The sequence below is a fragment of the Paenibacillus sp. GYB004 genome (genome assembly GCF_036577605.1).
Classification (GTDB): domain Bacteria; phylum Bacillota; class Bacilli; order Paenibacillales; family NBRC-103111; genus Paenibacillus_AB; species Paenibacillus_AB oceani.
Map to the genome: position 1 here is coordinate 145,731 of NZ_JARBDB010000040.1, position 13,051 is coordinate 158,781.

A 13,051-nucleotide genomic window follows, 5' to 3' on the forward strand; every position below is an offset into this window, starting at 1 on the left:
TCCGTTTTTAGGAGGATCCGTAACATCCATGTATGTCTCGACAACAAAAAACAAGGGCCGCGGCCGACCGTCCGCAACCCTCGCCAAGCTCTCATTTAACTGGACAGTACCGTCAATTCCCGGATCACCTCGCGCTGGCTCCGGTCTACTTCCACAAACCCGAGTGAGGCATACAGCCCGGCCGCCCGCTCATTGTCCGGCCGATGGCCGAGAACGATTTTGCCGCAGTCGTGCTTCTCCTTCATATAACGGACAAGTGCCTCCATGCCTGATCGTCCCAAACCTCTGCCCTGGGACTGCCGGTCGATCATAAACGCCATGATCCAGTAGCTTCCGTCATCCGGATCGACTGCGTACACCGCCAGGCCCACCATCTGTTCGCCCGTGTACAGAGCAAGCGGCGTAAACCCGCAATAAGCCGACTCCGCCAGCCAATAGACCGGCTGCACCGGAAAGACGTTTGTCTGCTCCTCCGTGACTTGCAGCTGCGTACAATCGTACCAATTATCCGCATCGACCGGCTTCAGTTCAACCGTCGGCCGGAACTGAACGCGTATCCGGGCACAGGAGCCGAGCAGCTTCTCTTTGAGCTGTACCGCCCACTCCGGCAATAGCGACACATCCATCCCCTCTACGCTGCGTTGCAATCGCGCTAACCTATAGAGCTCCTTGAATCTCCGAAATACAGGGATCAGGCGGACATCGGATTCGTCCAATTCCCGGACAGATCTGTACCCGGCCAGAAACAGCCGGATGCTCCGCTCCGCCTCTTCTCCCTCCTGCTCCAGAAGATCGGATATGGCGGACGTCACATCCATCATGTACCAATGGACCATCGCATCGTCAAAATCGATTGCGTAATAACGCAATTCCTCATCGGAATAAAAGAGATTATCCGTCTCGAAATCGAAATGGATCAGCCCGGTATGCCCGGTGCCCGATGGAAGCTCGGCGAGTTCTCCTCGCAGTCGTTCGAGCTCATGACGAAGCACCGTTTCCCGGGGGTAACGCTGCAGCACCGAGGAGATCAACGCCAGCGCATCCTCCCAGCCTTGTGGCGCCGCCTGCGGAGTATACGTCCCGGATAACTGATGAAGAGAAGCAAGAGCTTTCCCCCACTCTGCCAGATGGACATCCGACATCTGGGAGATCGGGACGTGCTTGCCCTTGGCCTGCTCGAACACGACGCCGTGATAGAGACCGTTCTCCGTCAATACGGTTTCGATCCAAGTTCCGCTTGTAGAACGGACCGGCGCAACCGTCGGGTAACCTCGATCCAGCGCATACCGTATGAAATCAAGCTCGGCCTGAATCCGGCTGACCGTCTTGTCCGTTTCATGGATGAACCGGAGCCAATGCCTTTTACCATCCCTCTCGAAATGGTAAACAAAATTGCTGCTCGCCCTCCAGAACGTTAACGTCCCCTCGTCATGCGCCCAGCGCTCGATCAGCAGTTTGGCGGGTGCGTCGCGCTCCAGCCCTTTTATCATATTTGTCAGCAGCATCATGTCCGTCTTACCTCCCATATGCCTAATGAGAGGTGTTATTAAATAAGCTGAACTCCTGGAGTTTACTGACTCCGCTTAACCATGGAGGCCAGTAGTTCAACTAATAATTCACGAGCATAGCCCTCTCACCGGCTGTTTTATGAATATGTACGAATGCATACATCATCACTCCTTCAGGTGTAGTAGAGATCACCGACTGTTCGATATAGCTATGCGGCGCTTCCCTCATGGAACATTGTCGGTGATATCTTTAGCTGCATAAAGATACCATTCGTATGAAATTGATTTTTCCGGGGAACCCGAAGGATAAATTTAACTTCTAATGAACTTTTTCCTTGTCAGGGGAGTCGTATAAGGATAACGTCCGTCCGACGTAACGTGGCATAAGAGAGGTGCATGTTAAACGTAAGCCGGATTTGTTACATCGCTTGGCTGCTGGTACTCCTATTGGGACACAGCTCAGATGAACGGAATTACACGCCCACTATAACGCACAAAGAAGCTCACGGCGCTATAGGAACAGAACAAGCAGCCGAAACGGTACAGTTAGCTGCTCTCCGGGACATTTACCTGACGGCTGAAAGCATGCCTAAGGGCGATTTATTGGAGGGAATAACCGTTACCAGCGGAGATCGGAGCAGACAATTCGACTGGGCCACGGTTGCTAACCCCACCTACTCTCCCCGATTGTACGCCGCCAATCTGAATACCGATGCAAACGATGAAATCATTGTCATCCTAACGAAAGGAACCGGGACCGGTGTGCTCGAGGAAGACATTCATGTGCTGGACGCGATGCTTAACGAGATCCTCGTTGAAGATGGCGCTCATATCGGCCCAAGCATCTCCTGCCGTTTTTATTGGAGATTTGGAAGTCACGTATACTTCTTCCGGCTTTGCCCTCCATTGCAGCTCGATCCGGTTTGTAGACTTTGATGAGGAGAAGCAGTCTTTGAAGGCAGAGAGGCTGCTCATTAAAGAGCAGCCGCTTTTTGAGACCCGGTAGATTTCATGGGGGACTTACACTTTGCAACTTTACTTAACGACCGCAATATATCTTTGTAAGCTGTCCTGCACGCATCCAGCTATCAGATGAAGAAAGGGATCCAAGTTGCCGTTCATGCTTGCCTCTTCCAGGCTTTCATAGTAGTTCAGGCGAGCCTCGCTGGCCGCTTTGACAATAGCGGGCGGATAGCCGTGCTTCATTAAAATTAAATTCATTAACAACCGAGCCGTTCTCCCGTTGCCGTCCGAAAAAGGATGGATGTAAACAAATTTGAAATGAAACTCAGCGGCAAGATTAACCGGGTGCAAGATGTCTTTATGCTCCTCATACCATTGAAGCAATTGCTCCATTTGTTCCTGGACCAGCGTATAGTGCGGAGGGGTGTGCTGAGAGCCGGATATGAACACATTAACTGTCCGATAGCGGCCGGCATTAGCATCATCTATAGTTTTAAGTACCAGCTGGTGAACCGATTTTATTACATGCTCCGTTAGTTCGATATTTCGGTGAACGATATCTTGAACGTAACTGATCGCTTCCGAGTGATTGATAACCTCGAAATGCTCCCTTAGTTTTTTACCGCCGATCGCGAGCCCTTGTTCTAATACAAGTTTGGTCTCGAGCAGGCTTAATGTGTTACCTTCGATTGCGTTTGAGTTATAGGTCCACTCTACCCGAAATACCTCATCCAAATTTCTAAGCGCCGCAGACGGCAAAGGTCTACACCGATCCAGCTCTTCCTTTAGCTCATTAATAAGGTCTACATCCATAATGACCCCTCCTCCCCTGCGTTTACTATTAATATACCACAGCAATTAAATAGTTAGACGAGAAAGGACTGCAGGAGATTGCTTTGTAATCGGGACTATACTAAAGACGGTAGTACAACTTTATTAGTAGTTCTCACGTTTACCTATTAATAAAGGCACAATGCTTAATCACTTCCATCCCGTAATACAAGAGGAGGAAACTATCATGCTCTTAAAAGGAGCCCTCGTCTCCGTTTTAAGTATAATCCTGCTGTACATCATACTACCCTATACTTACGCCGATCCCGCTCGTTGGCTCACTTCCAATCGTTTTTCGGATGGAACGGTCCAGTTCGGATTAAGAATAATCGCAGTCATGATCATCAGCATTCCGATCGGTGTCGTTATCGGCTGGAAACAGAAAGCCAATCGTTTATGGATCGTCAGCTATGCTGCCGGCTGGCTCACCACGCCTGTCGTTGTCGGATTGGTGCTGCTAATATATGTTCTCCTAACTATTGCTCCATGAGAACGGACGCGATCGAGCGGCCCGGCAGCCGCAATCGAAACAGCGCCGGCCATCAGCAATGACATTCGATAACGTATCGGGTATAATTAGCCCTGTAAATCAAGCGAACGGCAAATAAACGGAGTGATCCAGGTGAGTGCGACCTCAAAACGATCCGGCTCCAGAACCCGACTGGAGCATATGATACAAACTTTGCGTGAGGAAATCGTCACAGGCCAAAGAAGCGCGGGCGATTATATCCCTCCCGAGCTGTCACTGTGCGAACAGTTTCAATTGAGCAAAAAAACGGTCCGCAAAGGATTGGACGTACTCGTAGGCGAGGGCCTGCTGGAGAAGGTCCCGCGAATCGGCGCACGGGTTACCGCAGCGGCCCAGCCGGAAGACGTCGTTATCAAATTCGGCTATTACCCGAAGCTCGTACGTGAGATTAAGCTGCAGCAGATGATCGACGCTTTTCATGAGCTGCACAGCCATATCCGCATTCAAGCGATTCCGGTCTCTCATCATTACGATAAAACCCGTAATATCCAACGCCTCCAAGACGACAGTCTGGACGTTCTTACGATCAACGCCCATGACATCGAGTACTTTGCCGGTCCGGACAAAGACGAAGACGCAGACACGTGCCCGCTCGAGCCGCTGACCCCGGTCGACGGCGTGTACCCGTTCCTCGAGCAGCCCTTCCGTCGCGATGGAAAGCTGTATGCGCTCCCCTTCGTTTTTACTCCGGTTATCCTTTGCTACAACAAGGAGCACTTTTTGGAGAAGGAGCTGCCTGAGCCGGACAGCAGCTGGACATGGGACGATCTGCAGCAGGCAGGCCGCACCTTATCCAACGGCGTCGACCGGTTCGGGTTTTATTTCCACCTGCCTTCCGGGAATCGCTGGCCGCTCTTCCTCCTGCAACACAACGTCGTCTTTCAAACGGACGAGCAGGGCCGCTACATCCTGAACGACTCTAAAGTAAAAGGAGCGTTGAGCGCATGCCGCGACTTGGTACGTGACCCGAAGCTGTTCCCGGTCTTTTTGTCGGAGAACGACAACGATGCGCACGCCCTATTTATGAACCGGAAAGTGTCGATGATCTTGTGCACGTACGACAGCTTGAACGATTTCGAGAGCGCTCCGTTCGTCTACGATATTGCGCCGGTCCCTTACTTTCGGGAACCCAAGACGCTGCTCGGCGCGATCGCGCTCGCCATCCATGCCCGCTCGGGCAAAAAGCCCGCGGCGAAGCTGTTTCTCGACTTTATGTTGTCGCACCAAAACCAGATGTACCTCCGCTTGAACACGCTGAGCATCCCCGGCTTGAAACGGGCGGCGGAATGGGTCGGAGAAGGCGGGACGGACAATATAACGAACCGTCCTTACCGGTTTCACATGTACCGCGACATTATCCCGACCTTCCGCTTTTCCTCGACCCTCCAGCTTCCAATCGACCGCTTGCTGCAAATGGGTCAGGAGCTAAAGCTGTATTGGTCGCAGCTGGAAGAGCTCGATACGATTCTGGATCAATTGGAAGATAAGTTTGCAACATCGGCGAGCGGCGGTTAAAATACCACAACATGCGTGGTCGATCCACCGCCGTCCTGCAGCGGATCGTACGCACCGGGAGCCGCGCGTTCCCGCTAGCATTGACCACTCCGCATCCCGCTGCTTGAGGATAAGAGCGGTTTGCAACTCTTATGGGGCGGCCTCCGCCTTGTTTCTTACAAATAAGAGCGGTTTGTGCCTGTTAATTCACCCAAATTACCGCAAGCAGGGCCAGATTAGGGTAAATAGAAGCCGCAAACCGCTCTTATTTTCACATCAAACCCGGTTTTGGACAAAATAAGGGGTACAAATCGCTCCTAACTCCCCAGCCCTCTTGCTTGAACCTCCCCCCGCCCTCCTGCGAATTAACGTCGGTACTCGAACATACGCCTGATCCAACTCCCATCCCCATCGTCCACACCGCGCGCGGTGCCTGGTGACACGTCGGCTGTCCAACATCCCATGGCAATACCGAAGGGGACCAGCAGCGAGCCCAACCTTTGTCCGTAACAACAAAAGGCTTACTGCCCGCGACCCGCTCGTCGCAAGCATGTAAGCCTTTCGCGCTATGAATTAATCCGTTTCCCACTGGTCAATCAAATCGCGCGAGGCAGCCAGCAAGAGCCGTTTCGCTTCCGTCCCGGCCGATCCGTCCAGATCGGCGTCCGTCACCAGCTCTACGAAACGATTCATAAACTCGCCAGCCTTCCCCTTGTTGCCCATACCTAGAAAATGCTCGGCCTGACGCAAGCTATTGACCAGTTGTGCGTAAAGCGACTGCTTAAGAACCCCTTGCGCCCGCAGCCTCTCCATCTCGGCTCCCAGCTTACTGGACGAAGCGCGAACGACGATTTCAAGCGCATTGCCCTGCACCGTCCGACCCCGCACGGTTATTTCGGGAACCACCGTCACCTTGCCGGGAGACAGCCCTTCCAGCTGTCCGTATACGACTCTTGTGACAGACGGATCGCTGACGATCCAGCGGCTAGCCTCGGCCGTGCTCAGATCGACGGGGCGACCGTTCATCCAAGTGGCCGATAAGGCGATCGGCTTGCTCGCTCCCCATTCTACGATGCCATCGCCGGCATCGGCGGTGACCGTGCCTAACCGGATCGGCATATAGGCGATATCTTTGGAGTTCGAGGCGTAGTACAGGCTGCCGTTGTGGTCCATGGCCAAAACCGTGGTCGATTTGGCGAATTGCTCGTAATCCAGCGTCTGCGGATCAATGATGGTCACCGACAAGCCAACGTTCGTATAGAGCAGTCCGTCTGCGCCGAAGATCAAGTAGATCGGCCTCCACTGGCTTTTGTCGGGAGCGATATTGTATATAACTCTGCTTTTGACCACTTCCAGCGTATCCGGATCCAGAGCGAAGATCGTGCCGAGGCTCGCCCCCCAGAGCAGCCCGTCTGGCCCGAATTCCAGATCGCCGATGACCAGAGGGGCCGCCAGTCCCGGTACCTCAAGTGTCCGCTCGAGCAATTTCTGTTCGCCCGCTATATCCCACACGAACAGCTTCGCCTCCGTTTCCGTAGGACTTATGCCCAGACCGCCGAATATGGACGTGCTCCCGTACAGCTTGCCGTCCTTATGCGCCAAGCCGATTACGCTCTGGTTCGGCACGACGCGGCTATGGTCGTATTCCTTCCATGCTCCGTACGTACTGTCGTACACGGTCAGCGATCCTCCCAGTTTACCGTAGGCGGGAATCGTCCCGGTGAACAGCTTGCTGCCTGCCGTTTCAAAAATGAACGGCCGGTCTTGCCCGGAGACGACATGCTCCAGATGCGGGTTATCGGTCGGCTTGCCTACGAAATTCCACGGCTCCGCCGGGTCATATTCATACAGGCGGGCCCCGGCGTAAACGCCGAAGTACGTTTTGCCGTTCAAGTAGCCGACACCTTCGATCTGGTGCAGCCCTTCCCCCTTCACGTCGAACCGCTCGTAAACCGTATTGTACACCGACACCCCTTTATGATAACCGCCGATATACAGATTGCGGTCGGGACCGTAACTCATCGTCTGGATAGACACTCCTTGGGCGTCCATATCCAGCTTAGGAATTTCGACAACGCCGCTTTGCGGGTCGTAGATGAACGATTCGCCGTCCAGCGTAACGCCGAGCAGAACCGTATGTCCCGCCATGGAACCTGAGGCCGGAACTCCCCAAGCAAGTGTCTTGATATCCGAGTCCTTCATATAATCCGGCAAAGACGCCATCTCCGTACGGGCATTCGTATTCAAATCGTAACGGAACAGCTTGTCGAGATATTTGTAGTAGAAGTAACGTTCATCGAGGGGATAGGGGGAGGAAATATCTCCGCTGTACGGAAAGCCGCCGATCGTTTGATGCGTCGTTTCGTCGATCACGAAAGCGTATCGGCTGCTTTCTACAAAAAGCTTGCCGCCGTAAATTCGCGTGTCCTGGATAAAGGTGCCCTTGCTCGTCGTCGGAATTTCGAGCTTGGCTCCTGTCTGGCGATCGTACCGGACGAGCATGCGGGTTTCAGTGCCGTTGTAAGGGCCGACTCCAACGTATAGGTACTGGTCGGTCACCCCGACACCCTGGGCGTAGTCTTTTCCTTGCTTCATATTTCCAAGATCGCGGATCACGCCGTTCTCGACCGCATATTCGAACACATGACCCCCCGGATAGGTAGCTCCGTACAAATAGTTGCCATCGGGAGAAGGTTGCAGCGACCAGACGAAGCGGCCGGAAGGATTAACGCCGAGATCGGAGAGCGTCTGCGAGACCGGGTCGTACTTGTAGAAACGGCCGTTGTTAGAGCTGGCGAAATAGACGTTGCGGTCCGCCCCGATCGTCATCGCCCATACGATATTCGTCCCCGGAACTTGCTGGGCGAACTTCCGCTCACCGGTCCATGCATCGAGCGCATAAAACGTACCGGGTGCGCCGTTGGAGAAGAAATACGTCTCCATGTGGCCGTCCGCCGTTTCCCCAACGGCGGCAGCCTGCCCCAGTTGAAGCGGTACCGCATCCGGAATGAGAACAGGATCGTCAAATTTGCCGCGGAAATTCGAATCTCTACGCTCCAGCTTCACATTATCGAAATATACGTCGCACAGCTCGGCCGCTCCGCAGTACAGCAGCACCCGGATGTAGGCGGTTCCGGCCGGCGCCGTTCCGTCGGTTTGCAGATCGAACCAAGCTCCGTTCGTCGGTGCGATATACATCCCGTCGCGGCTGATCCTTTGACCGGAAGCGTTCAAATATTCCAGATGCATCTGCCCGCCGCCGCTGACGACATTCACCTTGGAGGTCGCCCTGAATATTTCTCCGGGCAGAGCCGGAACAGATGCGCTGTATACGCCGCCGCTTTTATCGGTCCATACGTCTTGGATACGAAGCGAATAGGCACCCTCCACCCGCAATTGGCTGTCTAACGAAGCTTCCGTCCCGACATAAGGCGTCCAGCCGGGAATCGCGGTGCTTCCCGGGTTTTGTTCGAAGCCCCCGTTGTGCAACAAATCTCCGCTGGCGTAAGCAGGTACAGGTCCCGATATGGTGAAGACGAAACATACTGAAAAGATCAGAAGGATGCATAGAGCCAATCTGCCGAACAGGGTGTGTGCCGTTTTCCTCATTCCAAACACAACCTTTCCCGAATTCGAATAGGCTACGCCTTTTAACACGCTCCCGTCTGGATGCCTTTCTGCTTGCAGCGTTCATCTAGCCTGACTAAAGCTCGTATCTCCACAGCGCCGAATCGTCACACATGTACAAATGCCCGTCCGCCCCCTTCGTCAAATACCGGTAACCGCTAGCGAGGAACGTCCATTCCATCGTGTCCGGCTGAATTCGAAAAAACTGCCTCTTCGCGTTCGTCCCATACACGTTGCCATCGCTCCCGATCGTCAGATCGGCGTCGGCCCATACCGTCTCTTTCGCAGCGTTCCGCTTCAGCTTCTCTTCCAGGTAACAAATCGCCCCGGTTTCCGGATCGAATTTGAACAAATGGTCGTCCGCGACGCCCCAGATGTAACCGTCCGGACCGTTAAGCAGACCGCTGACCGTACCACAGCCGGGTACCGGGACGATCTCGAACGTTTTCTCGCCGGTTGCCGGATCGAAGGCGAACAGCTTACCGCCGTTTTCCGTCGGACCGCTGGTGCCGAGCCCTCCATATATCGTAGTGCCGCCATAGACGAGTCCGTCCCGGTAAAGAAGCGACACGACGCCTTGATTGTGCACGATGTTTGTATACACTTGCAGAGCCTTTGTCGCGACATCGTATACCGCTAACGCCCCTTGAAGCGAATGCGTGTCGGGTACAGTGCCGATAAACAGCTTGCCCAGCGATTCTACCCCAACGATCGCAAACGGCCGGTCTTGCCCGTCTTTCATTAAATTCCACAGCTTGCGCGGGTTTTGGGCGCTCCAAGGCTGGCCGGGGTCATATTCGCACAATCCGGCGCTGCCGTAGATCCCGACATACACGTTTCCGCGGAAACTGGAAATCGACTCGGCCTGGCCGAATTCCCGCGTTTCGGAGAACGTCCCCGACCTGCTGTCGTAGGAAGCGAAACCCAGCATATAACCGCCGACATAAACCTGCCCGTCCTCTCCTCCGTACATGCTGCGAATTTGCACCGGCGCCCCCTCATAGCGGAATCTGGACTCGGCTGTTCGTCCGGTGGACTTGTTGTATAGGAGAATACGCCCGCCCTCCGTGGACGATACCATTGTAAAGCCCGGCCATTCCGGATGCTCCAGCTCCATAAATTTGGCATCGTAATAGTGAAGCGCTTTCACCGTCTCGTCCGGAAACTTATCGGCAAACGTTCGGGTCCTGATGTTGTATGAGCGTAACACTTGGCCGCCCATATACACATGCTCCTCGTCGCCTGGCATTACCGCCACCGTTTTGCAGCCGAGTCCTATGCCGCTCTCCGGGTCGTAAAATTCAACCGTATTCGTCGCCGTATCGAGGATCAGCAAATGGTCGGGTTTGCTGAGACGGATAAACAGCTTGCCAAGCCCATAGCCCATGCAAAACACCGAGTGGTAACGGGAATAATCGTGCGGAAGAAGTTTAGCAAGCAATTCCTCCCGCTGTCCTGTAGTGAGGTCGATGCGAATCAATCGGGCCGTTTGCCTGCCCAAGCCGGCATAAAGCGCATGATGGACCGGGTCGTACACAAGCGAGTCGAGATACTTCTCCTCTTCGTGCAGCCGTCCCAGATTAGACACTTGATTGGAGTGAGGATCGTAGCAGAACAAAGTGGCGCTCGGGTACGTTCCCGTATAGATTTTACCGTCGCGGCTTTCCGTCAAATAGTACACAACCGTTTCATCGCCAAGCTCTCCGAGATCCGTCAGCTCCCCGATGCCCGGTATATACCGATAGAGCCGGCCATTGCCGTAAGTCCCTATGTACACCGACCCGTCGCTCGCCTGCAGCAGCCCCCAGGCCCCGCTCACTCCAGGCATGCGGATTGAGGTACCTACCTCTGCTGTTAACGCATCTACGCTAGCGAATACGGTGCTGTCGTTCGCTCCTTTGATAACTGTATAAATGACAACCCTTCCGCGCTCGTCGCGCCCCACCGCACAACCGTTGTTGATAATTAGATGTAAAGGCGTTCCCAGGTTAGTCATCGTCCCCATAGTCTGAATCCTCCGATGTGAAAATATGGTCTCATCCGTCTTTAGATGTTGTTTCCGCTTGTTTGCTTCAACAACGTTATTTGATTCTACCGAGCTTGAAGAACATCATGATGGCAGCCCCCCTTCCTAACGGCGCTTGGTAAACCAAACACTGATTATTGGTTCCCTTTGGTATACAAAAAGTATAGATCCGCTTATTTTCATTGTCAATTACTTTAAATAGTCCGTAATTTGTGGTTGTAACAGTACCATGAAATGAACCTAAGGATACTAAAAAGTCCACCTATTATTCGTTGGCTCGAACGAGGAAATGAACTTTTCATTCGCATACCTCCCTCCAACTTGGCTCCTTCCACCAAAAAACCACTGAACCAAAGGGAGGCCACTGAAAAACTTGCGTTTTTTCTGTAAAGCATTGATTTTTTGATTGAAGTGTTGGAAAAACAACGAAAAGACCGTTTAAAGCCTCCTCACAGGCTAAAAACGGTCTTTTCTTCTTAGTAAAACTTCGGTCAGGACTTTTTCAGTGGCCACAACCAAAGGTCAGTGGTTTTTTGCGTTGAATCACGATCCACAACATTTTTTGTACTTCTTACCGCTCCCGCACGTACAGGGATCGTTCCGGCCGATCTTTTCAATTATGACTGCCGGATTCGTCTTCGGTTTCTCGTGAAGCGCACTGCGTTCTATCCCGGAGTAAAAGTCTGCCTTCGCATTGGGTTGAAAACAAGCCCAGCCCTGCAGTTCCTCGATGACGTCTGTAATAAGCTGATATTTGTAATCTTGCCCGCTCTCCCGCAAGACTGCTTCTTTCGTTCTCCTCAGCGTCCTTTGGACCTCATCCAAGCCGATGACCATGGTCTCGATAATCCGATCCTCAAACAATCGCTGAATATCCGCAGCAACCTCTTCCGGATAAAGGTCAACACAACAGCACACGATCTCTGCGTTCAGATAATAGCTGTCCTCCGAACGCTTATCGTTCAACAACTGCTTGAAATAGTCCATGACGAACTCTCTGGAGAGCTGACCGTCAAGAACCAAAATGACTAAAGCGGTTAAGGCTTGCCCGCGCGCATACTGATTCGCTTCGGTATTTTCGATCAACCGCTGCAGCAAATCGATTTCCCCGTTGTAAGTAGAGGCGAGCACACGGCCTACACCCTCCGTAATGGAATCGTCAAAAATCTCTTCACAAATCTCGCCGGGCTTAGACAAAATCTCGATTAGGATCGGGAATAAGGCTTGTTCCCGAAATTGTGCCAGCAAGTAATAAGCGTAAATGAAATCGATCCGTTCCGGACGTCCGATCACCTTCTCGTAATCCTCATTCAGCTCGACCATGATTCGAAGCAGGTGAGGAATAGCCTCCTCCTTCCGTTCGATGATTTGCTGCAGCTCATGACGCGGAAATGTACCCTCGTTATACCGAATGGTTTGCATGATCTGTTCCATAGCCGTTACTCTCCTAATCCAAATTGAAAGGCCGCGCACGATTTCCGATAGCAGACAATTAGCAGACAATCTCCTAAGTTCCTGATTGATTTCGACACAAACGGCGCATATCCTGTATATTCCGGCTTAATCGACCAACGATTGGCTTGCGAATTGAGAGGCGATTCCCTCTTGGAAATAACGAAAAAGCAGCCCCGAAGCTCTACGCTCCCAGACTGCCTGATCCGGTGTCTCCTTACTTCCCAGCCTCGCAATACTTGAGTTGAACTCAAAACCATCCGCGCCTAAAGCGTGCCGGCAGCTTGACCGACCCATGCCGCCAGCTGTTCGGAAGGGACCGAATCCCCTTTACGCAGCTTCAACGTTTTACGCTCCGCGGGGCCCTCGAACATTCCTTCCGGAAGCTCCAACGCAGCGGCATTAAAAATCGTGAAGCTGACGGCATCTTTCGATGTCGAGATCACGGCGGCGTATTTCCCGTTTTTCAGAAAATGGGGTTTCTTGTACTGAATGCGTTCATGCGCGTCCGGGATCGCCTGGTGGACAACCTCGCGTAGAGAAGCGGACAATTCGCGCTGCCACGGTTCTTTTAAAGCCTTGATAAAATCTGCAACTTCAGGGTTCATCTGCAAAACTCTC

The 13,051-nt window shown here is 53.0% G+C and carries 9 protein-coding genes; 3 read left to right on the forward strand and 6 right to left on the reverse strand.

All coding sequences use genetic code 11. The features are described 5' to 3' along the window. Positions 1-95: 95 nt before the first annotated feature. On the reverse strand, positions 96-1,508 hold the full coding sequence (locus tag PV433_RS16980) for a GNAT family N-acetyltransferase (RefSeq protein WP_332073258.1): 1,413 nt from the start codon (positions 1,506-1,508) through the stop codon (positions 96-98). 585 nt (positions 1,509-2,093) lie between these two features. Here PV433_RS16980 and PV433_RS16985 point away from each other — a divergent pair. Further along, positions 2,094-2,444 carry a hypothetical protein gene (locus PV433_RS16985; protein ID WP_332073259.1) on the forward strand — a complete coding sequence of 117 codons (351 nt, stop codon included), beginning with the start codon at positions 2,094-2,096 and terminating at the stop codon, positions 2,442-2,444. Between the two features lie 99 nt (positions 2,445-2,543). On the opposite strand, the gene PV433_RS16990 is transcribed toward PV433_RS16985, so the two are convergent. Continuing rightward, positions 2,544-3,284 carry a Fic family protein gene (locus tag PV433_RS16990; RefSeq protein WP_332073260.1) on the reverse strand — a complete coding sequence of 247 codons (741 nt, stop codon included), beginning with the start codon at positions 3,282-3,284 and terminating at the stop codon, positions 2,544-2,546. A 205-nt stretch (positions 3,285-3,489) separates the two neighbouring features. On the opposite strand from PV433_RS16990, the gene PV433_RS16995 reads away from it, so the two are divergent. Together PV433_RS16995 and PV433_RS17000 are read left to right on the forward strand one after the other, a co-directional pair. After that, positions 3,490-3,792: a hypothetical protein gene (locus PV433_RS16995; protein WP_332073261.1), complete on the forward strand. Its 303-nt coding sequence runs from the start codon at positions 3,490-3,492 to the stop codon at positions 3,790-3,792. Positions 3,793-3,924: 132 nt separating this feature from the next. Next, positions 3,925-5,346 carry an extracellular solute-binding protein gene (locus tag PV433_RS17000; RefSeq protein ID WP_332073262.1) on the forward strand — a complete coding sequence of 474 codons (1,422 nt, stop codon included), beginning with the start codon at positions 3,925-3,927 and terminating at the stop codon, positions 5,344-5,346. A gap of 552 nt (positions 5,347-5,898) precedes the next feature. On the opposite strand, the gene PV433_RS17005 is transcribed toward PV433_RS17000, so the two are convergent. The 4 genes from PV433_RS17005 to PV433_RS17020 all read right to left on the reverse strand — a co-directional run bounded on the left by PV433_RS17005 (position 5,899) and on the right by PV433_RS17020 (position 13,038). Next, positions 5,899-8,934 carry an FIMAH domain-containing protein gene (locus PV433_RS17005; protein ID WP_332073263.1) on the reverse strand — a complete coding sequence of 1,012 codons (3,036 nt, stop codon included), beginning with the start codon at positions 8,932-8,934 and terminating at the stop codon, positions 5,899-5,901. 94 nt (positions 8,935-9,028) lie between these two features. Continuing rightward, the gene (locus PV433_RS17010) at positions 9,029-10,957 is read right to left on the reverse strand and encodes a hypothetical protein (RefSeq protein WP_332073264.1); all 1,929 of its coding nucleotides are present in this window, start codon (positions 10,955-10,957) and stop codon (positions 9,029-9,031) included. Between the two features lie 564 nt (positions 10,958-11,521). Beyond that, positions 11,522-12,412: a DUF1186 domain-containing protein gene (locus PV433_RS17015; protein ID WP_332073265.1), complete on the reverse strand. Its 891-nt coding sequence runs from the start codon at positions 12,410-12,412 to the stop codon at positions 11,522-11,524. Between the two features lie 284 nt (positions 12,413-12,696). Beyond that, a complete protein-coding gene (locus PV433_RS17020; RefSeq protein ID WP_332073266.1) occupies positions 12,697-13,038 on the reverse strand; it encodes a DUF1801 domain-containing protein in 342 nt (113 codons plus the stop codon). Positions 13,039-13,051 lie beyond the last annotated feature (13 nt).

Bases quoted from the DNA above. Each gene is read 5' to 3' on its own strand.
- PV433_RS16980 (WP_332073258.1), bottom strand. From the start codon at position 1,508: ATGATGCTGCTGACAAATATGATAAAAGGGCTGGAGCGCGACGCACCC.
- PV433_RS16985 (WP_332073259.1), top strand. From the start codon at position 2,094: ATGCCTAAGGGCGATTTATTGGAGGGAATAACCGTTACCAGCGGAGAT.
- PV433_RS16990 (WP_332073260.1), bottom strand. From the start codon at position 3,284: ATGGATGTAGACCTTATTAATGAGCTAAAGGAAGAGCTGGATCGGTGT.
- PV433_RS16995 (WP_332073261.1), top strand. From the start codon at position 3,490: ATGCTCTTAAAAGGAGCCCTCGTCTCCGTTTTAAGTATAATCCTGCTG.
- PV433_RS17005 (WP_332073263.1), bottom strand. From the start codon at position 8,934: ATGAGGAAAACGGCACACACCCTGTTCGGCAGATTGGCTCTATGCATC.
- PV433_RS17010 (WP_332073264.1), bottom strand. From the start codon at position 10,957: ATGGGGACGATGACTAACCTGGGAACGCCTTTACATCTAATTATCAAC.
- PV433_RS17015 (WP_332073265.1), bottom strand. From the start codon at position 12,412: ATGGAACAGATCATGCAAACCATTCGGTATAACGAGGGTACATTTCCG.
- PV433_RS17020 (WP_332073266.1), bottom strand. From the start codon at position 13,038: ATGAACCCTGAAGTTGCAGATTTTATCAAGGCTTTAAAAGAACCGTGG.